Consider the following 22,136-nt stretch of genomic DNA (forward strand, 5'->3'; position numbering starts at 1 on the left):
GAGAGCGAGATGATGGATACGGGTTCCGCTACGGCATCGGCAAAAGCGTCCCAGACGCGTGCCGAATCGCGCAGTGCATTGCAGGTATGCCCTGTGGTGCTGGCGGGCGGCGCGGGCTCGCGGCTGTGGCCACTGTCGCGCGAGCAATATCCGAAGCAGATGATCAACCTCGTTGGCGAGCAGTCGCTGCTTGCCAACACCGCGGGCCGCCTCGATGCGCTCGCCGAGCGCGTGACGCTCGCAGAGGAGTTGCTGATCGTCTGCAATGAAGAACATCGATTCACCACCGCCGAGCAGGTTCGCGCGGCGGGCAAGCATGCGCGCCTGATTCTCGAGCCCGTGGGCCGCGACACGGCACCCGCGCTCACGATCGCCGCGATGTCGGTGGTGGCAAATCAGGAAGACGGCATTCTCGTGGTGATGCCGGCCGACCATGCGCTCGCCGACCTCGAAGCATTCCAGAACACAGTGGCCGAAGGCGTGCGTCATGCGGCGAACGGCCAGATCGTGACGATGGGCATCGTGCCCACGCATCCCGAAGTGGGCTATGGCTACATTCACGTGGGCGAGCCGCTCGCGAACGCCGAACCCAACGGTGCGCGGCGTCTGAACGGTTTCGTAGAAAAGCCCTACTTCGAGCTGGCGCAGCAGTACGTCGCTTCACAGCGCTACTGGTGGAACAGCGGCATTTTCATCGTGCGCGCATCGACCTGGCTCAAGGCGATTCGCCATTTCCATCCGGCCATCTACTCCGCATGCGCGGAATCGATCGAGCACGGCAAGGCTGACGGCGACTTCTTCCGCGTGGATAGCGAAGCGTTCGCACGTTCGCCTTCCAACTCGATCGACTATGCCGTGATGGAACCGCTCTCCGGCGACCCGACGGTCGCAAGCGGTGTGGTCGTGCCGCTCACGGCCGGCTGGACCGACCTCGGTTCATGGGACACCGTCTGGCAGGTTTCGCCCAAGGACGACGAAGGCAACGTCGCGCACGGCCGCGTGATGTTCGAAGGCGCCAGCGACACCTTCGCGCATTCGGACGGCCGGCTCGTGGCCTGCCTCGGCACGAAGGACCTCGTGGTCGTGGAGACCCCGGACGCCCTGCTCGTCGCCGACCGCTCGCGCGCCCAGGACGTCAAGAAGATCGTGCAGCGCCTGAAGCAGGAACGCCGCACCGAAGCCGTGGCGCACCGCCTCGTGCATCGCCCGTGGGGTCATTACGACAGCGTGGACAGCGGCGAGCGCTTCCAGGTCAAGCGGATCGTGGTCGAACCGGGTGCCCGCCTCTCGCTGCAGATGCATCACCATCGCGCCGAGCATTGGGTCGTCGTACGCGGCACGGCGCTCGTCACGCGTGGGGAAGAACGCTTCATCGTTTCGGAAAACGAGTCAGCGTACATCCCGCTTGGCGTGTCGCATCGACTGGAAAATCCCGGCAAGATGCCGCTCGAGATCATCGAGGTGCAGTCGGGCTCGTATCTCGGTGAAGACGATATCGTGCGTCTCGACGATCAGTACGGCAGGCAGTGAAGAAAGCAGGAGAGGTCGTGCAGGAAGGCCGCGCGCACCGCGCGCGCGGCCTGGCAGGATCAGCGCGAGAGCGTGCGGTAGCGCGTTCCGGTGGTGCCGCCAGTGCGCCGCTCGGCGGTGCCAGACGACGCCGTATTGGCTTCGCGAGCTTCGCTGCCCGTGAGCAGTGCGCCCGTGGCGGTGTAACGCTGTACCGGCGCTTGCAGCGGCGCGAGCCGCACACTGCCCGGCACGGCCGCAGGCAACGCGCGCTCGGCGGCGGCATTGGACGGATCGCCGCGCGTCACGCTTGGAGCGTGCGGTGCGGCGCCGGGCAACGCCGTTTGCGAAGCGCTCTGTGCAGCGCCCTTCGATGCGGCTTGCCTGGCGGGATGCGAACCCGGCCACGAAACGCCGGACGCGGACTCGGCCGAGCCTTCGCGATCGAGCCACTCACGCGCCCAGTCGAAGGCGAAGTTCCGCGCGGATTCGCGATCCTGGAACGGCGGCCCGATCAGGCCCGAGCGCTCGATGCGCTTGCCATCCTTGAGAATCTCCACGGCCCCGCGGAACATGCGGTTGCGCACGGGCTGCACGGTGAGGCTCATCGTATAGCCGCGCCATTCCGCGACCTGCACCACGCCGCCCGCCGGGTGCGCACTGCGATGCGACGCGTCGCGCGGCATCGCGCGAGTCGCAACCGGCTTGCTCACGCGCGAAGGCGAGAACGGTGCGAACGGTGCATTGTTTTGCGAACGCGTCGCACTCGCAACGGTCGTTGCACTCGTTGCAGCAGCCACGACAGGCGCGCCGATCGAATCCGGCAATGCCGGTTCGCCGCCCGCGAGCTGACGCATCATGCTTTCCATGGGATCGGCAAGCGGCGCGTCGGCGAGCGCGGCGGGCGCCTGCCAGGCTTCGGGGCTCTTCCAGAACACGGCCGGCTGGCCATCGTCCTCGGCGACTTCCTCGACTGCGACTGCAACGGGTTGCGCATCGGCCTGCGCCGGCTGCGGCACATAAACGAACTTGCGGCCGCGCTGCGAGAGCAACTCGACCAGTTCGATCAGCGTGCCGCTGCCGTGCCATTCCTCGAAACGACGACGGCAGGTGGGCCCGGACGGATAGCGCGCGGGCAGGCGCGACCACGACTCACCCGTGGTGAGAATCCAGAGGACGGCATTAGCCACGACGCGCGGCTCGGCGCGAGGGCGGCCGCGCCGGTTGAGTCTAATAGGAGGTTCATCTGACACGAGCCCGGACACCTGCACCCACTCGTCGTCGCTCAGTTCTTCGAAATTCATGCTGTTCTCCACGCAGCCGGACCGGGGCTGCAGTGACGGAGCATTGGCTTGCGGATCTTGTTGCCCGCGCTGGCTAGCTCGGTTGCACCATATGCTTGGATGACGTGTTCATTTGCGTCGCGACGCGCACTCTGGCAGTGCGTTCTTTCACTGTATTGACGCAATACACGTGGTCTCACTCGTGCAAGGGAGAATATGTGCAGGAAGCATACCACCTGAAACCAGCCGATGAGGAGGGCCGTAATAAGTGTTACGGTTAGAAACAATCTCCACCTTGAATCGCGGTGGAGATCGCCGAAAAAGGCCTGAAAACGCAGTGTTTTACAGCGTAGATACACTTGTAACAGGTTCATTCGTTACGTAGCCGGCACACGCTGTGTGCGCTACGCAATTCCCAACCCATGCATACCACTTAAGACACATCCGCCCCGGCGAACGTCAGATTTGCTTCTGCAGCGTTATCGTTGTGCCCGCAACAAATGACATGCCGATGAAATCATCAGATGCATCATGAAACGTTCACGCGAGACCCGGCAGTCGCACTTCGCGCCGGTTGCACCGCCGCTGACCGAACGCTCGTGCGGCGTCACGTAGCGAAGCCGCGAAAACGAATCCGTCTATAGTAAGGGCGCACTGAACCACCACGGAGATTCGTGTATGCAAACCTCTGTTCCGGGCGTCGCCACGCCGCGCGTCGCCACGCCGCGCATCGCCACGGCGTTGATGGCCACCCTGACCCTGGCGCTGCTCGCCCCCTGGGGCGCCGCACAGGCGCAGCTCGGCAACCTGCTCAACCAGGGCGGCAGCAACAGCGGTTCGGCACAGGGCGCGCTCGGCAATCTGGGCGGCCTCGGCAACTCGCTTTCGGCGCCCTCGCTCACCTCGAACAGTCTCGGCAATGTCACCGGCGTGCTGCAGTACTGCATCAAGAACAACTACCTGAACGCCGACGCCGCGAGCAACGTAAAAGACTCGCTGCTCGGCAAGCTGCCCGGCGGCGCGAACACGACGGATAGCGGCTATACGCAGGGCACGAGCGGCATCCTCACGGCCGGCAACGGACAGAAGCTCGACCTCACGGGCGGCGGCCTCAAGGAGGAGGCCACGAAGCAGGTCTGCGACAAGATCCTGAGCCAGGCGAAGTCGATGCTGTAGCCTCCCCGATCCAGCATGCGGATGTGCGCGGGCGCACGACCCGCGCAATTTATGTGCCGTAAGCTTTGAACACGAACGAAGCCCGGCTGTCGAACGGAATCACCCGGTCTTCCCTCGGCATTGCTGCTCGTAGCCATGACCAAGCGCCACATTCCCGTGATATTCGCGTTCCCGGCCACCACACTGCGGAACGCGCTGAGCGGCCTTGCCGCTTTTGCCGCCCTGCTGGTCCCGGTGGCCGCGCATGCGCAATCCACCGGGCGCGACCAGCAGTTCGACTGCAAGTCCGATCCCCACACGTTCATTACGTCGCTCATCGACGAAAAATCCATCGAGCCCGAGCCGAGCCGCGTCGAAGCGAATTCGGTCAACGCGTTCAGCCCGGTGCGCGGCACCCGCCTGAGCGCGTTCGGCTTCCCCATTTACGTGGTGCTCGGCTACGACCGCGACGACACGCTCTTCAAGCGCGGCGCCGGCAAGGAGATCACCTCGCCGCTCTACGGCGTGGTCGTGTCTGCGCCCGCGGAGAAGGTGCGCTCGCGCGTGCGCGAAGCCAACAGCGACGCCACCGTGCAATCGGTCGTGCCGCTGCTGCTCACGGCGATCGTGTGCGGCGGGTGAACGCTCAGCCGCCGAAGAACGCCAGCGCGCCCAGCCCCACCCCGACGATGGCGACGCCCACCGACGTATTGAGCAGCCAGCGCCGCCGCGTGAGCAGCGTAATCGCCGTGAGCGCGATCGAGATCTGGATGAGCGTCGTGGCCTGAGCCCAGCGATGATGGCCGTGCAGCACGTGCTCGCTTAGCGCATCGTCCTGCTCGACGATTTTTTCGAGCGCCTCCGCCTTGGCGCGGATCGGCTCTTTCTGCTGGCGATAGCGGTCGGCGTCGGCGGCAAAACGCTTCTGCGCGGCCTCCGCATTTGGCGCGAGCGCGGAGAGTTGCGCGCCCAGTTCCGCCAGATTCTGTTTCTCGCCCTTCGCCTGATAGTAGGCCCATTGATTCGCGGCTTCGGTCTTGCGGATCGCCGCTTCGTTCTTGTAATAGAGCGCCTGGTTCTCGCTGTTGCCGCTCTGGTAGGCAAAGATCGCTCCAATCGAAGCGAGGATGGCCGTCATCACCGCCATGCGGCCGGGGAACGGATCGCTTTCGCCGTGCCCGCCATGGCCCGCCGCGGCGTGTTCGACCGCGTGGTCGTGCGGCCCATGCACTTCGTACTCTTCAGACATCCAAAGACTCTCCGCTTTCTCTGACTTTCACTGGCGCGCAGCGCCTTTTCCCCGTACGGCGCGCCTGTGTGGGGACGCTCAATTATCGTGAGCGCGGCGCGCTTGTCCAGTACCCGAAATGCATCGGATGTAACGAAACCCCAAATCTCTCCTGACGAAAGCGAATCGTAGGTTTTATCGTCTATTCATTCAGAATAGGTACCCCGGGATGTTGCAGTGCGTCCCCTCCCGCCCGCCGTTTGCAAACGTGGATTTGCGCCTGGAGCGCCCTTCGCGTCGTTGCAGTGCCACATGGCCCTCTATGCAACCTCGCGCGGCATGCCCTTAGGCCTTCTGCCGTTAACAAATTCCAGCCTGGAGACCACCATGGGGCCCACAACGACCGCGCACGCTGCGGCCATCGATACCGTTGCATACAACGCGCGCGTGCGGCACGGCGAGCCGGATGAAACCGGCGGCCTGATCGACGCGATCTACGATGCCGGCTTCGACGCGCAACGCTGGCCCGATGTGTGCGCGCGCATCGCGCAACGCATCGGCGCGCAACACGTCAATCTCACCATGCTGCCGCCCGAAAGCACGTTCTCGCTCGCCGAATGGGACGGCATCGACGCTTCATTTGCCCAATCGTACGCGCAGCACTACGGCGGCTTCGATCCGCTCGTGCCGCAGGTACGCCGCTGGGCCGCCGGCACGCTCGTCACCGACACGATGATCCACCCGCAGGGGAGTCTGCAACGCAGCGCCTTCGTGCAGGAGTGGGTGCGCCCGCAGCGCTTCTACACGGTGGCCTTCGCAAATGTGCTGCGCGAAGGCGACATGGCCGCTGTGCTCGGCGCGCTGCGCCACGAAACGCGCTTCTATAGCGAGGACGAACTGGACGCGCTGCGCACGCTGCTGCCGCATCTGCGCAATGCCTTGCGCGTGCAGCGGCACACGGCGCGCACCCTCGCCTCGCGCGACGCAAGCGTCCATGCCCCCGCGGACGCACTCGACGCGCTCGCGCATGGCGTGCTGATCGTCGACGCCGATGCGCACATTGTGTTCGCGAATCGCGCCGCCACGGCACAGCTCGCACGCGCAAACGGGCTGCGCACCGAACACGCCGCGCTCAGCGCCGCCACGGCTGCCGCCACCCAGCAGTTGCGCTCGCTGATCGCGCGCGCGGCCGGGCGCGACCTGCGCGGCCGCAGCGGCGGCGCGATGCTGATCGCCCGCCAGCCGCCCGACGAGCCGCTGCAGGCGCTGGTTTCGCCGCTAGGCGAGCACCGTCACGCCGGCGACTTCGCCCACGCCGCGCGCGCCGGCACGGCCATGCTCATCGTGATCGATCCGCAGTCGTCGCGGCGCGGCGTGGAAACGCGGCTCACCGCGCTGTTCGGCCTCACGCCCGCGGAAGCGCGCGTGGCCTGCGAGGTCGGCAAGGGCCTCAATCCGAAAGACGTAGCCGAAGCGCTGCAGGTGCTGCCCTCGACCGTGCGCACGCATCTGCATCACGTGTTCGCGAAAACCACCACGCGCCGCCAGGCCGAGCTGATGCGTTTGATCGCGCAGCTTGCGATTGCGCGCGGCGATTAATTCGACATTCGTCGACGCAAAAAGAAGCGGCCCGCGCATCCCGCGTTCCATGAACGCCGATGGCGCGGGCCGCAGCGCGGTCTTGTCCGCGACGATCAACCGCCCAGATAGGCGCGCTTGATGTTGTCGTTCGCGAGCAGATTGTCGGCGCTGTCGGCAAGCACTACGCGCCCGGTTTCCAGCACATAGCCGCGATCGGCGACATGCAGCGCCTTGTTCGCGTTCTGCTCGACGAGGAACACCGTCACGCCCTCCTCGCGAATCGTGCGGATGATGTCGAAGATCTGCGCGATCACGAGCGGCGCGAGGCCGAGCGTGGGTTCGTCGAGCAGTAGCAAACGCGGCTTGCTCATGAGCGCGCGGCCGATGGCGAGCATCTGCTGCTCGCCGCCCGACATCGTGCCCGCACGCTGTTTCGCGCGCTGATTCAGGCGCGGAAACAGCTTGAACACATGCTCGATGCCCGCATCGATCTCGTGCTGCGAGGCGAAGAAGCCGCCCATCTGCAGATTTTCGAGCACCGTGAGGCTCGGGAACACGCGGCGGCCTTCCGGCGAAATCGCCATGCCCAGGCGCATGATTTCATGCGTAGGCATGCGCGTGATGTCCTCGCCTTCGAACGTCACTTTCCCCGCAGAAGCGCGCGGCGTGCCGCACACGGTCATCATGAGCGTGGTCTTGCCGGCGCCGTTGCTGCCGATCAGCGTGACGATCTCGCCCTTGTTCACTTCGATCGACACGCCCGCCAGCGCTTCCACCGCGCCGTAGTGGGTATGGACCTTTTCCAGCTTCAGCATCAGTCCTCTCCGAGATAGGCCTTGATCACGCGCGGGTCGTTGCGCACTTCGTCGGGTTTGCCGATCATGATCGGCTTGCCGTGCTCCATCACCAGGATGCGGTCCGACACACCCATCACGAGGCTCATGTCGTGCTCGATCAGGAGTACGGAGATTCCGAACTCGTTGCGCAAGCCGTCCATCATCTGCTGCAGCTCGACCTTCTCCTGCGGGTTCAAGCCTGCCGCGGGTTCGTCGAGCATCAGAAGACGCGGATCGGTGATCATGCAGCGCGCGATTTCAAGCCGGCGCTGATGGCCGTACGACAGCGTGCCCGCCTCGCGGTTCGCGACCGGCTTCAGGCCCACGCGCTCGAGCCAGTACGCGGCGCGCTCGAGCGCGGCGCGTTCGGCGCGGCGATAGGCGGGCGTCGCGAACAGGCCGCTCAGCATGTTGCGGTTCACCTTCAGGTGCTGGGCGACCATGAGGTTTTCCAGCACCGTCAGCTGCTTGAAGAGGCGGATGTTCTGGAACGTGCGCACGAGGCCGCGGCGCGCGACCTGGTGGCTCGGCTGGCCGGTGATGGCATGGCCTTCGAGCACGATGTCGCCCGCGGTGGGCTTGTAGAAACCACCCACGCAGTTGAACACCGTGGTCTTGCCCGCGCCGTTCGGCCCGATGATCGCGAACACCTCGTCCGGACGCACGTCGAAGTCAATGCCGTCCACGGCCAGCAGACCGCCGAAGCGCATCTGCAGGCCTGCTACTTTCAACAACGCTTGTGCGCTCATTGCGGCAACTCCACGTGCGGACGGCTCGCGGGCAACAGGCCCTGCGGACGCCACATCATCATCAGCACCATCACCAGACCGAAGATCAGCATGCGGTACTCGGCAAAGCCGCGCGCCACTTCGGGCAGCGCCGTGAGCAGGATCGCGGCGAGCACCACGCCCAGCTGCGAGCCCATGCCGCCCAGCACCACCACGGCGAGAATGAGCGCCGACTCGATGAAGGTGAACGACTCGGGCGTGACGAGCCCCTGGCGCGCCGCGAAGAACGCACCGGCGAGCCCCGCGAACGACGCGCCGAGCGTGAACGCCGAGAGCTTGATGCGGGTGGGGTTCAGACCCAGCGAGCGGCACGCGATCTCGTCTTCGCGCAGCGCTTCCCAGGCGCGTCCCATCGGCATGCGCAGCAAGCGGCTCGTGACGAACAGCGTGAACGCCACCAGCACGAGCGCGAGCAGGTACAGGAAGATCACCATGTGCTCGCCGCTGTACTCGATGCCGATCAGCTCGTTGAACGTCTTCCCGCCATCCACGCTCGCGTGGCGGGCCATCTCGAAGCCGAACACGGTGGGCTTGGGAATGCTGGAGATGCCGTCCGGGCCGCCCGTGATGCTCGTGAGGTTGTTGAGCAGCAGGCGGATGATCTCGCCGAAGCCGAGCGTGACAATGGCGAGATAGTCGCCGCGCAGGCGCAGCACCGGGAAGCCGAGCACGAAACCGAACGTGGCCGCGGCGAGCGCGGCGAGCGGCAGGCATTCCCAGAACGTGAAGCCGAAGTACTGGTTGAGCAGCGCATACGTATAGCCGCCCACGGCGTAGAAGCCCACGTAGCCGAGATCGAGCAGACCCGCGAAGCCCACCACGATATTGAGGCCGAGGCCGAGAATCACGTAGATGAGTGCGAGCGTCGCCACGTCAATCGCGCCGCGCGAACCGAGGAACGGGAACACCGCGCCGAACGCGAGCAGCACCCAGATCGCCACGCGCTGCTGGCGCGCGCCGAGCGCGGGGGCCCTGGGCAAGCGCACGTGACTCGTTGCGCGCGCGAACATCGGCTTGACGAGCTGGAACACGAACACCACAGCGGCCGCGATCCACACCGGGCGCCAATGCTGCTGCAGCACGACCTGATAGCCATCCAGCGTGAGCTGCAGGCCGAGAATGGGCGCCGTGAGGATGATGGTCGCCACGGCGGCGGCAAGCGCGCCCTTCACCGTTTGCGACGAGGACGGACCAAAAGCTGCCACGCGAACCGAAACAGTCTGACTCATTTCGACCTCACACCTTTTCGACGTCCGGCTTGCCGAGCAGGCCGGTGGGACGGAAGAGCAGCACGAGAACGAGCAGGCCGAAGGCCACGACGTCCTTGTACTCCGCAGGCATGTAGCCCGAAGCGAAGGTCTCGGCGAGGCCGAGCAGCACGCCGCCGAGCATCGCACCCGGAATGCTGCCGATGCCGCCTAGCACCGCGGCCGTAAACGCCTTGATGCCCGCGATGAAGCCGATATACGGATTGAGCTTGCCGATCGTGAGACCGATCAGCACGCCGCCCACCGCCGCGAGCATCGCGCCGAGCACGAAGGTGAACGAGATCACGCGGTTCGTGTCGATGCCGAGCAGGTTCGCCATCTTCATGTCTTCCGCGCAGGCGCGGCACGCGCGGCCCATGCGCGAGCGCGAGATGAAGAGCGTGAGCGCGATCATCAACACGAGCGTCACGCCGACGATCAGCATGCGCGAGTACGGAATCGTCACTTCGAAGTTGCCGCCCATGTTGAAGTCGAGCGCGCCGGCAATGAGCATCGGCACGGACACGTCGCGCGCGCCCTGCCCGATCTGCACGTAGTTCTGCAGGAAGATGGACATGCCGATGGCGGAGATGAGCGGCACGAGGCGCGGCCCGCCGCGCAGCGGCCGGTACGCCACGCGCTCGACCGCGAAACCGTAGAGCCCGGTGACCACCACCGAGACGATGAGCGCCGCGCCCAGCACGAGCGGCAGCGGATAACCCGCCGAGGTGCCGATGGCCGTGAGCGTGACGAGGCCCACATAGGCGCCGATCATGTAGATCTCGCCGTGAGCGAAGTTGATCATGCCGATGATGCCGTAGACCATCGTGTAGCCAATGGCGATCAGCGCATAGATCGCACCCAGCGTGAGCCCGTTGACGAGCTGCTGGGTGAACTGAGGAAGAAAATCATTCATGCGTAAGCCCCGCGGCCGTGAAGCCGATGAGAGACCTTTGGAACCGTACCAATCCTTTTTTAGTTGCGCGCACAACCGCTATAAAACACCCCGCCACAACACAAGGCGGGGCGTTTGCAGCGTGCAGCGCCGGGATCAGTTCGCGGCGGTCTTGGTGGCGTCCTTGTGCCACGTGTAGACGACGAAGCGGAACGACTTCAGGTCGCCCTGTGCGTCGTATTCGACCTTGCCGATCGGCGTGTTGAACGCGTTCTTGTGCAGGTAGGCCGCGACCTTGGTCGGGTCCGTGCTCTTCGCGCCGGCGATGCCGTCGGCGATCACTTCGACTGCCGCGTAGGCCGGCATCTGGAACGGGCCGTTCGCGTCGCGCTTGGCGTCGGCGAAGGCCTTCACGAGCTTCGCGTTGGCGGGGTCCGAAGCGAAGTCAGCCGGCAGCGTGACGAGCATGCCTTCCGAAGCCGGGCCGGCGATGGCCGTCACGTCCTTGTTGCCCACGCCTTCCGGACCCATGAACGTGGCCTTCACGCCCTGTTCACGCGACTGGCGCATGAGCAGGCCCATTTCCGGGTGATAGCCGCCGAAGTAGACGAAGTCCACGCCCTGCGACTTGAGCTTCGTGACGACTGCCGAGTAATCCGAATCACCGGCGTTGATACCTTCGAACACGACGACCGGAATGTGCGCCTTGTCGAGCGCGGCCTTGACCGAGGTGGCGATGCCCTGGCCGTACGACTGCTTGTCGTGCAGGATCGCGACCTTCTTCGGCTTGACCTTGTTGATGATGTAGGCGGCGGCTGCCGGACCTTGCTGGTCGTCGCGGCCGATGGTGCGGAAGATGAACTGGCGCTTCTTGCCTTCGGTCAGCTGCGGCGCGGTGGCCGACGGCGTGACCATCACGACGCCTTCGTTCTCGTAGATGTCCGAAGCGGGAATCGTCGAGCCCGAGCAGACGTGGCCGACTACGTACTGGATGTGCTGCGAAACGATCTTGTTGGCGACGGCGACAGCCTGCTTCGGCTCGCACGAGTCATCCATCAGGACGGCTTCGAGCTTGTTGCCGTTCACACCGCCGGCAGCGTTGATCTGCTCGATCGCAGTCAGCGCGCCCGCCTTGACCATGTCGCCGTATTGGGCGACCGGGCCGCTGAACGGGCCGGCAATGGCGATCTTCACGGTGTCGGCGTTCGCGCTTGCACCAAATGCGAGCAGCGCGGCGGCCACGGAAACAGCGGTAAGACGGGACAACATCATCAGGAGCTCCTCGATTGTTTTCGGGTCAACCGGTCAGACGGAATGACCTGCGCAAACGAACAGCGCCCCAATGACCTTCAATGGGGAACAACCACGACGAGCACCAGAGAAAAAGACGTGACGGGGCCCGGCGTGTATCAGCGCCCTGGTAGGCGGCTGAGTTCGGAGAGACTGCTGAGTTACAGACTCTGTTGCGCAAGCGATCCGCCTGCCCCGTTCGCTGCAATTCGTACCGGAAAGGTGGACCGGCCCGAATCAGCGACCCGCGGATGCTATCAATAATCACACTTAATCGCAACCAAGGGTTTTTTCGGATATCGAGTTGAGTTTTGACATCAGTCAATAGAGGGGAATGCTGGAAAGCGCTTGAAAAGGCTCGGAAAATCACCTTTCAGGTGGGTGGCGGACCGGTAATCGGGCTGTGATGACCGGCTGGTGCGGGTGTATGGGATGACTGGATTTCCTGATTTTTGCGTGCTCGCGATCGTTATTTTAATTTCAACGGAATCTGATCGACAAATCGTATCTGATTAGAGAATTCCATATTAACTTCTTATTAGAATTAAATCCCTCTCCGCATTACCGAAATGCCGGGAATACCCTAAATGCAAAACGCGCCAAATCATTGATTTGACAGCGCAAATATTACGAAAGACTTAAAATTCAGTTTTTATGCTAATTGAACTGGCACTATAAATTTCGCATCACATCCACTTTCTGCCATCCAATCCGAAAGGAGAAAAACTCGCACGAAAGTGCGGATTTTCCCATAATCGAATCGTGCAATTTCGAATTAATCCGCGCGACACCGTGGCGCGCCCGCCTCACTGACCCGCCACGGCGTTCCAGCCCCGCAAGAGACGGTGGTATCCTCGCTCCCTCGCCGCGCCCGCATGCACCACTACGGCGCATGCCGCGTGCTCTCGCGCCACGCGTGAAGCCGGCGACGCCGCACCCTGCAGATCCGAAAAAACCGCAAGAACCCAGCACTCGGGGGAGATCAAACAGAATGAAGACCTTCAAGCAGGCAGCCGCTGCCGCCGCCCTTTCCCTGATCGCCGGCGCCGCCGCGCTCGCGCTGACTTCGGGCGCCGCGCGCGCCGCCGAAACCGCGACTGTGGAAGTGCTGTCCATCGTCGAGCACCCCGCGCTCGACGCGATCCGCGACGGCGTGCGCGACGAACTCAAAGCCGCTGGCTACGACGCCGGCAAGAACCTCAAGTGGGAATATCAGAGCGCGCAGGGCAACACAGGCACCGCCGCGCAGATCGCACGCAAGTTCGTGGGCGACAACCCGAGCGCGATCGTGGCCATCGCGACCCCTTCGGCACAAGCCGTTGTGGCCGCAACGAAGTCCGTGCCCGTGGTGTACTCGGGCGTGACCGATCCGGTGGCCGCGCAGCTCGTCAAGACGTGGACGCCTGGCGGCACGAACGTGACCGGCGTGTCCGACAAGCTGCCGCTCGACAAGCAGGTCGCGCTCATCAAGCGCGTCGTGCCCAACGCGAAGACCGTCGGCATGGTCTACAACCCCGGCGAAGCGAATTCGGTCGTCGTCGTGAAGGCGCTCAAGGAACTGCTCGCGCAACAGGGCATGACGCTCAAGGAAGCCGCCGCACCGCGCACCGTGGACATCGGCCCCGCTGCGAAGAGCCTGATCGGCAAGGTCGACGTGATCTACACGAACACCGACAACAACGTCGTTTCGGCCTACGAAGCGCTCGTGAAGGTCGCCAACGACGCGAAGATCCCGCTCGTCGCCTCGGATACGGACAGCGTGAAGCGCGGCGCCATCGCGGCGCTCGGCATCGACTACAGCGACCTCGGCCACCAGACGGGCAAGGTCGTCGTGCGTATTCTCAAGGGCGAGAAGCCGGGCGCGATCGCCTCGGAAACCAGCAGCCGGCTGCAACTGTTCGTGAATCCGGCCGCCGCGCAAAAGCAGGGCGTGACGCTCTCCGTCGACCTGCTCAAGGACGCGACCACGGTCGTGAAGTAAGGCGCCCGCACGGCGCATCGCACGCAGTCACATTGCCAGGCCCGATAACGGCCACTTACGTGCGCAACGGCGCGCCGCCCCATCCGGGCGGTGCGCCGCGCGTCGACTCCGGCGCACCGCCGCCGCAGACCGCAACAGGATTCTTCCCTATGTCCCTCTACTCGCTTCTGGGCGCGCTCGAGATCGGCTTGATCTTCAGTCTCGTGGCCCTCGGGGTGCTGATCTCGTTTCGCATCCTCAACTTCCCCGACCTCACCGTCGACGGCAGCTTCCCGCTGGGCGGCGCCGTCGCCGCCACGCTGATCGCGGCCGGTCACGATCCGTTTCTCGCCACCGCCTGTGCGATCGTCGCGGGCGCCATCGCCGGCTTCATCACCGGCTGGCTCAACGTGCGCCTGAAGATCATGGATCTGCTCGCGAGCATCCTGATGATGATCGCGCTCTATTCGATCAACCTGCGCGTGATGGGCGCGCCGAACGTGCCGCTCATTTCCGGGTCCACGGTATTCACGATGATCCAGCCCGCCTGGCTGCCCGACTACGTGCTGCGTCCGCTCGCGCTCTTCGTCGTCGTGCTGGCCGCGAAGTTCGGCGTGGACGGTTTCTTCTCCTCGCAATACGGCCTCGCGCTGCGCGCAACCGGCGCGAACCCGCGCATGGCGCGCGCACAGGGCATCGCCACGGGCCGCGCGACACTCGCCGGCATGGCGCTCTCCAACGCGCTGGTCGCGTTGGCTGGCGCGCTCTTCGCGCAAACCCAGGGCGGCTCGGACATTTCGATGGGCATCGGCACTATCGTGATCGGGCTTGCGGCCGTGATCATCGGCGAGAGCATCCTGCCCGCGCGCCGGCTCATGCTCACCACGCTCGCCGCCGTGCTCGGCGCGATTCTCTATCGCTTCTTCATTGCGCTTGCGCTCAACAGCGACTTCATTGGCCTCAAGGCGCAGGACCTGAATCTCGTCACCGCCGTGCTCGTGACGATCGCGCTCGTGCTGCCCGCCACGCGCAAGAAGCTGTTTGGCCGCAAGAACGGGAGGGCATGAGATGCTCAGCGCCAAAGACCTCAGACTGACTTTCAACCCCGGCGCGCCGATCGAAACACGCGCGCTGCGCGGCCTCACGCTCGACATTCCGAGCGGCCAGTTCGTGGCCGTGATCGGCTCGAACGGCGCGGGCAAGTCCACGTTCCTCAACGCAATCAGCGGCGACCAGAGGGTGGATGGCGGCACGATCACCATCGACGGCCAGGACGTCACGAAGAAGCACGCGTGGGACCGCGCGCATCTCGTCGCACGCGTGTTCCAGGACCCGATGGCCGGCACCTGCGAGGCGCTCACCATCGAAGAGAACATGGCGCTCGCGATGGCGCGCGGCAAGCGCCGCGGCTTCGGCCCCGCGCTGAAAAAGCAGGATCGCGAGCTGTTTCGCGCGAAGCTGCGTCTGTTGAATCTGGGCCTCGAAAATCGCCTGACCGATCGCATCGGCCTGCTTTCGGGCGGCCAGCGCCAGGCGGTGAGTCTGCTGATGGCGTCGCTGCAGCCTTCGCGCATCCTGTTGCTCGACGAGCACACGGCCGCGCTCGATCCGAAAACGGCTGCGTTCGTGCTGGAACTGACCGCACGGATCGTGGAAGAGGCGAAGCTCACGACCATGATGGTCACGCACAGCATGCGCCAGGCGCTCGACTACGGCCAGCGCACGGTGATGCTGCACCAGGGGCAGGTGGTGCTCGACGTATCGGACGATGCGCGCCGCGGCCTCGACGTGCCGGACCTGCTGCGCATGTTCGAGCAGAACCGCCACGAGACGCTCGACGACGACGCGCTGCTGCTGGGATAAGCGTGCGCGCGTAGCGCAAAAAAGCCCGCCCTTCGGTCGAAGTGGCGGGCTTCTGCTTATCGGCGAATTTATTTCGGATACCGATTCAAACGGGAGACGCTTCGATCACGCCTTCTTCGGATACGAGTACTTGAACGTCCCCTGCGCGCTCGCGATCAGCAGGCGGTCGTCCACCCATGCCTCGGCGCGCGCAAAGAAGATCGAGCGGCCGCCGCGCTCCAGAAACCCCTTCGCCCGCACGAACTGGCCAAGCCCCTTGTCGAGGTAGTTGGTCGTGAGCGAGAGCGTGAAGCCATGACGCGGCGGGTCGCCAACCGGTGCGAAGAGCCCCGCGTAGCCAGCAGCGGCGTCGAGCAGCGTGGCAATCGCGCCGCCTTGCAGCACGCCCTGGCGATTGAGCTTCGAGGCGTCGATGGGCATCACGAGCTCCGCGTAGCCCTCGCGCCACTGCGCGACGCTCACACCGAGCGTTTCGAGAAACGGGTTGTCCACGGCGAATTGCGACATACGCTGTCTTCCTTGCATTATCTGGCGATGCGACTGATTATAGGGTGGCTGCCGCAATGCCGCAGCGGGCCGCAGCGCCGCCCATACGACTGTTCAGCGAAATTCCGCGCAACTGTACATGGCCAGGGCTGCCGCGCCGCACAACACTGCCTGAAGGCGCGCCATTCGCGCGCCTCTCACGCCCCCCTTCCAGGTAAAACCAGGTACTCAAGATGAACGACAACGCGCTCCACCCCGATCCGCTGGCCACTTCGCGCGCAGCGGCGGCAGCGGCCGAGGCCGCGCCCGTGCCTTGCCCCATCGTCGAAACGCTCGACCGCATCCTGCCCGAGGAGCCGCTCCTCATGATGGGTGCGGGCCCCGTGCCGATTCCCGACGCCGTGGCCAAGGCCAACACCGTCGTCATCAATCACCTAGGCGACACCATGGCGCGCGTCATCAACCAGGTGAAGACGATGGCGCGCTACGTGTTCCAGACGCGTTCGAACTGGGTGCTCGGCGTGGCCGGCCCGGGCTCGGCGGCCATGGAAATGGCAATCTCGAACCTCGCGTGGCCAGGCACCCGCGTGCTCTCCATCGTCAACGGCTTCTTCAGCCAGCGCATGGCCGAAATGGCGGGCCGCGTGGGCGCCGAGGTCACCACGCTCGAGGTGGCCGACCGCGAGATCGCATCGCTCGAAGCCGTGGCGCAGGCCATCGAGCGCACGCGCCCGGCCGTCGTCACGATCGTGCACGGCGAAACCTCCAATACGGTGTGGAACCGCGAGCTCAAGGAAATCGTGCAGCTCGCGAAGGCCGCCGGCGCACTCGTGGTGGTGGACGCCGTCTGCACGCTGAGCACCATGCCACTGGAAATGGACGGTTGGGGCATCGACGTCGTCATCACGGGCGGCCAGAAAGGCCTCTCTTCGATCCCTGGTGTTTCGCTCATCGCCTTTTCGGACGCCGCCTGGGAGCGCGTGCGCACGCGCACTGCGCCGAACACGCACTGGTGTCTCGACGCCATGCTCGCCGAAAACTTCTGGCACAACGCCGGCTATCACTACACCGCCCCCGTCTCGGGCGTGCTGGCGCTCCATGAAGCGCTGCGCCTCGTGTGCACGGAAACGCTCGAAAAACGCTATGCACGCCACCTGCGCTGCTCGCTCGCGCTGCAAAGCGGCGTGAGCGCGCTGGGCCTCGCGCTTTATACGCCGACAACCTGCCGCCTGAATTCCGTGGTCGGCATCGGGCTGCCCGAGGGCGTCACCGCGCGCGAGGTGTGCAATCACATCTCGCAGCAATACCAGGTGGAAATCGCCGGATCGTTCGGTCTCCCGATCGTTCGTATCGGGCAGATGGGCGAGCAGTGCCGCGAGCACAACCTCTTTCGCACCGTGCACGCGCTGGGCCGCACGATGAGCGATCTCGGCGTGAAGGTCGATCTGCCCGCCGGGGTTGCCGCGCTCGAAGAGTCGCTGTCGGCCGGCTCGCGCGAAGCGCGGCGTTAAGCGCTTGCAGCGCCGGGCGGCCGCTCAACCCCTCAAACGCGCCGTGCGCGCACGCAGATGAAAGCCGGCGCCTGCACCAGTTCCGCGTGCAGCGCCGGCGACACCGCCTTCATTTCCGGTTGTGGCATGGGCTCGAGCACGCGGTCGATGGCCCAGCCCGCTTCCATGAGCGCGTTAAAGATATCGGCAAGCGAGCGCCTGAACGCTTCCACCCACGGCTTCGGCTCGCCGAAGCCGCCCCAATGCAGGCCGAATCGCGTCGTCTCGAAGTAGCTGCGCGAACCGCGCGTGCGCGTGTCGATCCAGTCGCGCATGGGATGGGACATCGAAAACACCAGCAGCGCGCCGGGGCGCGCCACGCGGTGAAACTCCTGAAACGTCGACGTGAGATGCTCGACGTAGTCGAGGGCCAGCGAGCAGACGATGCGGTCGACCGAGGCGCTCGCGAGCCAGTCGAGCGGCCGCGCGAGGTCGCCCTGCGCAATGTCGACCGCGAGGCCTGCGCAACGCGCCTTCGCCAGTTCGACCATCGCGGGCGTGACGTCGAAGGCCTGCACGCGGGCGCCCTCGCCCGCCAGTTCCGCGCTCACGATGCCTGGACCGCAGCCTGCGTCGAGCACGTCGAGCCCGGCGACCGCCCCTAGCAGCGAACGCGTGGCGGGCCGCTCGTAGAGCGCGTTGTGCGGCTTGACGGGGGCTTGCTCCGCGTAGCGTTCGGCGAATTGTGTGTAGCTGGCGCGGCCGGGGAGTTCGGTGGGCGCTGCGGTAGGGTTCTTGTCGTCGGTAGACATCAGAGCGTTTGGGTGGCAATTGGGTACGTTATTGTCCATCGTTTCGCAGCGGCAGACCAACGCCGCACCTGCACGGCGGCCCCGCCCCGGCCCGCCTCTGCGACTTGCCCGCGAAAAGCCCGCGCAAACGCGACCCCGGTTATCATCGCGCTCTCGCGTACGCGATCCCGATGCGCGCCGCATGATGCAACCGCAACCGCAGGCAAACGATGTCCCCCATCCCTTTCGACGCCATCCTCTTCGACTGTGACGGCGTGCTTGTCGACTCAGAACGCATTACGCACGTGGTGCTCACGCAGATGCTGGGCGAACTCGGCTGGACGCTCGAGGTGGACGAAGCCATGCGCATCTTCGTCGGTAAGGCAGTGAAAGACGAGGCCGCGCGTATCGAGGCGCATACGGGTTTCGCGATTACCGACGCCTGGCTCGAAGGCTTTCGCGCGCGCCGCAACGAAGCGCTGGAGCGCGATCTCGTCGAGATCCCGGGCGCGCCCGCGGCCGTGCGCGCGGTGCACGCGGCAACGAATGGGCGCATCGCCGTCGCCTCGGGTGCGGACCGGCGCAAGGTCGAGTTGCAACTGCGCAAGGTGAACCTGCTCGACTGCTTCGCAGGGCAGATCTACAGCGGCCACGAAACGCCGCGCAGCAAGCCGCATCCCGACGTCTACCTCGCGGCGGCGGCCGGCCTCGGCGTGGAGCCTGCCCGCTGCGCCGTGATCGAGGACACGGTCACGGGCGCGCGCGCGGGCCTCGCGGCGGGCGCCACCGTGTTCGGCTACAGTCCGCCCGAGCCCGGCCACAGCAGCGCGCAGGCGCTGCTCGAGGCGGGCGTTGCGCACGTATTCACCGACATGATGCAGCTTCCCGCCCTGCTTTCTCGCTGGTCAAATCGTTAAGCGCGTATAAAACAAGCCGAAAAAGCCTCGCGCACTGTTGGCCGTACGCGTCACCGCGCACCAGATAGAAAGCAGGCTGCCCACGAGTCGCATACCATCCGATTCGTGGCGCCGCGAAAGAAAAAGATAGTTTGCTATCGAATCGCTTTGGGCTATCATCCGCCGATGTCAAATCTTCATACTTTACGTCTTGCGGTTAGCAGTACGCTCGTCGTGGCGGCACGCAAATGGCGGCGCACGACGCACGGCGCCCTCACCGCATACAACGTCTCCGAAGCATGCGCCGCGCCGCTTCTCACCGCCGGTCGGCTTGGCGAAGCCGTGCGCCAGGTGACGCTTGCGGAGCACGTGGGCATCGAAGGCCCTTCGCTCGTGCGTCTGCTCGACCAACTCTGCGCCGCAGGCCTCGTGCGCCGCGACGAAGACCCCGACGACCGCCGCGCGAAAACGATCTCGCTCACGAGCGAAGGCCGCGCCGTGACCGAGCGCATGGAGGACGAACTGCGCTCGCTGCGCGCCCGCGTGCTCAAGGGCGTGAGCCGCGCCGACCTCGAAGCGACGCTGCGCGTGCTCAACGCGTTCAATGCAGCCCCTCCCGCAGACCAGGCTGACCGGGCCTTACACGACTGAAAGCGGACAGCGGACTCATGACCTACCCCTCCATCCGCGACTGGCTCTTTTCGGTCAAGACCTTCGCCGCGTCGATGCTAGCGCTCTATATCGCGCTCAAATTTCAGCTGCCGCGACCCTATTGGGCGATGGCCAGCGTGTACATCGTCTCGAACCCGTTCGTGGGCGCCACGCGCTCGAAGGCGCTCTACCGCGCGCTCGGCACCGCGCTCGGCGCGGCCGCCGCCATCGTGCTCGTGCCGCCCTTCGTCGAAACGCCGCTGCTCTTCAGCGCAATCGTCGCGACCTGGACGGGCACGCTGCTCTATCTGGCGATCTCCGACCGCACCGCGCGCAGTTATGTGTTCATGCTCGCGGGCTATACGATGCCCCTCATCGCGCTGCCCACCGTGACCGATCCCACCACCGTGTTCGATGTGGCGATCGCGCGCACGCAGGAAATTACGGTCGGCATCATTTGCGCGAGTGTGGTGGGCAGCAACTTCCTGCCTAGCCGCCTCGCGCCCACGCTCATCGAGCGCGCCGACGCATGGTTCCGCGACGCCGCCTGGTACGGCAGCGAAACGCTCTCGGGCCATATTGCGGGCAAGGCGCTTTCGGCCTGCCGTCAACGTCTCGCCGCCACGGTCAACCAGCTCGAATTCCTGCTGAGCCAGCTGAGCTACGACCACACGCACCCCGAGATCCTCGAGCGCGCCGAGTCGCTACGCGGGCGCATGCAGCTGTTTCTGCCGATGATCTCCGCGCTCGCCGACCCGCTCGTCGCGCTGCGCCGCGATCTGCACGTGTGGCCGGAGGGCCTGGACAGCCTCCTCGCCGATGCGGCGCGCTGGTTCGACGAACCGCTGCCCACGCGCGCCGCCGACATGCATGACGACGCGGGCGACCCGGCCGCGGACATTCTGCGCAAGCGCATCGCGACGCTGCAGCCCGCGCGCGATGCGCTCTCGAGCTGGGAAGGCGCGCTGCTCTCGAACGCGCTCTGGCGGCTCGGCCAGGTGATCGACGTGTGGCAGGACTGCCGCGCACTGCGCGCGCTCATCGCGCACGAAGCGAAAATCGGCTCGTGGCGGCCGCGCTATCGTCACTGGCGCCTTGGGGGCACCGAACGCTTCTACGATCGCGGCCTCATGTTGTTCTCGTGCCTCGTGCCGGTGAGCGCGATTCTCGTGGCCTGCTGGCTATGGGTCAGCTCGGGCTGGCACGACGGCGCGGGCGCGGTGACGCTTGCGGCCGTGGCCTGCTGCTTTTTTGCGGCGTCCGACGAGCCCGCGCCGCTGGTGTTCCGCTTCTTCCTCGCCACCGCGGCGAGCGTGGTATTCGCGGGCCTTTATCTATTCGTCGCGCTGCCCAAGGTGCACGACTTCGCGATGCTCGTGCTGCTGTTCGCGGGCCCGTTCATCCTGATCGGCACGCTCATTCCGCGTCCGGCCTTCAACATGGTGACGATGCTCGTGGCCGTGAACACGGCCACCTTCATCAGCGTGCAGAGTGCCTACGAGTCAGACTTCTTCGTCTTCCTGAACAGCAATATCGCCGGCGTGGCGGGCCTCCTGTTCGCCTATCTGTGGACCCGCGTCACGCGCCCGTTCGGCGCCGAACTCGCGGCGCGGCGCCTCCTGCGCTCGAGCTGGAGCGACGTCGCGCTCTCGGCATCGCCCACGCCTATCGCGGACCAGCGCAATCTCACCTCGCGCATGGTCGATCGCCTCATGCAGCTCATTCCGCGTCTCGCGGCTTCCGACGAGCATCGCCATCCGTCGATCGAGAGCTTCCGCGACCTGCGTATCGCGCTCAATTCGCTCGATTTGCGGCGCTCGCGCCACAAGCTCGACGGCGACGTGCCCGACGCGATCGACCGTGTGCTCGCGGGCGTCAGCGACCACTATGCGCGCTGCGCGCGTGCGAGCGAGCGCCAGGACGCCCCGTCCGCGCTGCTCTCCAGCATCGACGACGCCATGCGCCGTGTCGCGGCCCGCGCGCGCGCGCAATTGCCGCCCGCCACCCTTGCCGACGCCGATGCCCAGCCCGCGCCGCGCGCGCTCGTCTCGCAGCGCTGGCTGCGCGACACGCTGCACGCGCTGGTGGGCCTGCGCATCGCGCTCTATCCGGCGCTTGCGGCGCAATCGCCATCGAACCCGGAGGCCACGGCATGAGCGCGCATTCCTCTTTTCCTTTTTCGAAACC

20 protein-coding genes are annotated in these 22,136 nt (G+C 65.4%); 11 read left to right on the forward strand and 9 right to left on the reverse strand.

Annotated features, from left to right (window positions below; all coding sequences use genetic code 11):
• The first annotated feature begins 9 nt into the window (after positions 1-9).
• Positions 10-1,530, forward strand: coding sequence for a mannose-1-phosphate guanylyltransferase/mannose-6-phosphate isomerase (locus tag M3A49_RS01565; protein WP_416338897.1), 1,521 nt, complete (start codon positions 10-12; stop codon positions 1,528-1,530).
• A gap of 59 nt (positions 1,531-1,589) precedes the next feature.
• Here M3A49_RS01565 and M3A49_RS01570 read toward each other — a convergent pair whose 3' ends face one another.
• Positions 1,590-2,813, reverse strand: coding sequence for a transposase (locus tag M3A49_RS01570; protein ID WP_266227218.1), 1,224 nt, complete (start codon positions 2,811-2,813; stop codon positions 1,590-1,592).
• A gap of 657 nt (positions 2,814-3,470) precedes the next feature.
• On the opposite strand from M3A49_RS01570, the gene M3A49_RS01575 reads away from it, so the two are divergent.
• Positions 3,471-3,968, forward strand: coding sequence for a DUF2501 domain-containing protein (locus M3A49_RS01575; RefSeq protein WP_051481309.1), 498 nt, complete (start codon positions 3,471-3,473; stop codon positions 3,966-3,968).
• Between the two features lie 135 nt (positions 3,969-4,103).
• The gene (locus M3A49_RS01580) at positions 4,104-4,589 is read left to right on the forward strand and encodes a hypothetical protein (protein WP_266227219.1); all 486 of its coding nucleotides are present in this window, start codon (positions 4,104-4,106) and stop codon (positions 4,587-4,589) included.
• A 4-nt stretch (positions 4,590-4,593) separates the two neighbouring features.
• Here the strand turns inward: M3A49_RS01580 and M3A49_RS01585 are convergent, their stop codons facing one another.
• Positions 4,594-5,196, reverse strand: a complete 603-nt coding sequence (locus M3A49_RS01585; protein ID WP_266227220.1) for a DUF4337 domain-containing protein — start codon at positions 5,194-5,196, stop codon at positions 4,594-4,596.
• A 366-nt stretch (positions 5,197-5,562) separates the two neighbouring features.
• Here M3A49_RS01585 and M3A49_RS01590 point away from each other — a divergent pair, with 366 nt between their 5' ends.
• Positions 5,563-6,774, forward strand: coding sequence for a helix-turn-helix transcriptional regulator (locus M3A49_RS01590; RefSeq protein ID WP_266227221.1), 1,212 nt, complete (start codon positions 5,563-5,565; stop codon positions 6,772-6,774).
• A gap of 95 nt (positions 6,775-6,869) precedes the next feature.
• Here the strand turns inward: M3A49_RS01590 and M3A49_RS01595 are convergent, their stop codons facing one another.
• The 5 genes from M3A49_RS01595 to M3A49_RS01615 form a co-directional block, all read right to left on the reverse strand.
• Positions 6,870-7,571, reverse strand: a complete 702-nt coding sequence (locus tag M3A49_RS01595) for an ABC transporter ATP-binding protein (protein WP_266227222.1) — start codon at positions 7,569-7,571, stop codon at positions 6,870-6,872.
• Complete coding sequence (gene livG / locus M3A49_RS01600) at positions 7,571-8,341, reverse strand: high-affinity branched-chain amino acid ABC transporter ATP-binding protein LivG (protein WP_266227223.1); 771 nt, start codon at positions 8,339-8,341, stop codon at positions 7,571-7,573. The genes M3A49_RS01595 and livG overlap by 1 nt, the downstream gene beginning before the upstream one ends.
• Positions 8,338-9,609 (reverse strand): high-affinity branched-chain amino acid ABC transporter permease LivM, encoded by a 1,272-nt coding sequence (locus M3A49_RS01605; protein WP_266227224.1) that lies wholly within the window; start codon positions 9,607-9,609, stop codon positions 8,338-8,340. Before M3A49_RS01605 ends, livG begins: the two co-directional genes overlap by 4 nt.
• Positions 9,610-9,616: 7 nt before the next feature.
• On the reverse strand, positions 9,617-10,543 hold the full coding sequence (livH, locus tag M3A49_RS01610; protein WP_266227225.1) for a high-affinity branched-chain amino acid ABC transporter permease LivH: 927 nt from the start codon (positions 10,541-10,543) through the stop codon (positions 9,617-9,619).
• A gap of 135 nt (positions 10,544-10,678) precedes the next feature.
• Complete coding sequence (locus tag M3A49_RS01615) at positions 10,679-11,794, reverse strand: branched-chain amino acid ABC transporter substrate-binding protein (protein ID WP_266227226.1); 1,116 nt, start codon at positions 11,792-11,794, stop codon at positions 10,679-10,681.
• A gap of 1,009 nt (positions 11,795-12,803) precedes the next feature.
• Between M3A49_RS01615 and M3A49_RS01620 the strand changes: the two genes are divergently transcribed.
• From M3A49_RS01620 to M3A49_RS01630, 3 genes are all read left to right on the forward strand, one after another.
• Positions 12,804-13,793 (forward strand): ABC transporter substrate-binding protein, encoded by a 990-nt coding sequence (locus tag M3A49_RS01620; protein WP_266227227.1) that lies wholly within the window; start codon positions 12,804-12,806, stop codon positions 13,791-13,793.
• 149 nt (positions 13,794-13,942) lie between these two features.
• Positions 13,943-14,839 (forward strand): ABC transporter permease, encoded by an 897-nt coding sequence (locus tag M3A49_RS01625; protein ID WP_266227228.1) that lies wholly within the window; start codon positions 13,943-13,945, stop codon positions 14,837-14,839.
• 1 nt (position 14,840) lies between these two features.
• Positions 14,841-15,635 carry an ABC transporter ATP-binding protein gene (locus M3A49_RS01630; protein WP_266227229.1) on the forward strand — a complete coding sequence of 265 codons (795 nt, stop codon included), beginning with the start codon at positions 14,841-14,843 and terminating at the stop codon, positions 15,633-15,635.
• A gap of 105 nt (positions 15,636-15,740) precedes the next feature.
• Here the strand turns inward: M3A49_RS01630 and M3A49_RS01635 are convergent, their stop codons facing one another.
• Positions 15,741-16,142: a PaaI family thioesterase gene (locus tag M3A49_RS01635; protein WP_069266065.1), complete on the reverse strand. Its 402-nt coding sequence runs from the start codon at positions 16,140-16,142 to the stop codon at positions 15,741-15,743.
• Between the two features lie 344 nt (positions 16,143-16,486).
• Between M3A49_RS01635 and M3A49_RS01640 the strand changes: the two genes are divergently transcribed.
• Complete coding sequence (locus M3A49_RS01640) at positions 16,487-17,632, forward strand: pyridoxal-phosphate-dependent aminotransferase family protein (RefSeq protein WP_266227338.1); 1,146 nt, start codon at positions 16,487-16,489, stop codon at positions 17,630-17,632.
• A gap of 32 nt (positions 17,633-17,664) precedes the next feature.
• On the opposite strand, the gene M3A49_RS01645 is transcribed toward M3A49_RS01640, so the two are convergent.
• The gene (locus M3A49_RS01645) at positions 17,665-18,423 is read right to left on the reverse strand and encodes a class I SAM-dependent methyltransferase (protein ID WP_266227230.1); all 759 of its coding nucleotides are present in this window, start codon (positions 18,421-18,423) and stop codon (positions 17,665-17,667) included.
• Between the two features lie 209 nt (positions 18,424-18,632).
• Between M3A49_RS01645 and M3A49_RS01650 the strand changes: the two genes are divergently transcribed.
• The 3 genes from M3A49_RS01650 (at position 18,633) to M3A49_RS01660 (ending at position 22,105) form a co-directional block, all read left to right on the forward strand.
• Positions 18,633-19,319 (forward strand): HAD family hydrolase, encoded by a 687-nt coding sequence (locus M3A49_RS01650; RefSeq protein ID WP_266227231.1) that lies wholly within the window; start codon positions 18,633-18,635, stop codon positions 19,317-19,319.
• A gap of 165 nt (positions 19,320-19,484) precedes the next feature.
• Positions 19,485-19,949, forward strand: coding sequence for a MarR family winged helix-turn-helix transcriptional regulator (locus M3A49_RS01655; protein ID WP_028203102.1), 465 nt, complete (start codon positions 19,485-19,487; stop codon positions 19,947-19,949).
• Between the two features lie 17 nt (positions 19,950-19,966).
• Positions 19,967-22,105: an FUSC family protein gene (locus M3A49_RS01660; protein ID WP_266227232.1), complete on the forward strand. Its 2,139-nt coding sequence runs from the start codon at positions 19,967-19,969 to the stop codon at positions 22,103-22,105.
• Positions 22,106-22,136: the final 31 nt, after the last annotated feature.

The sequence above is a fragment of the Paraburkholderia sp. CNPSo 3076 genome (assembly GCF_026343935.1).
GTDB lineage: Bacteria > Pseudomonadota > Gammaproteobacteria > Burkholderiales > Burkholderiaceae > Paraburkholderia > Paraburkholderia nodosa.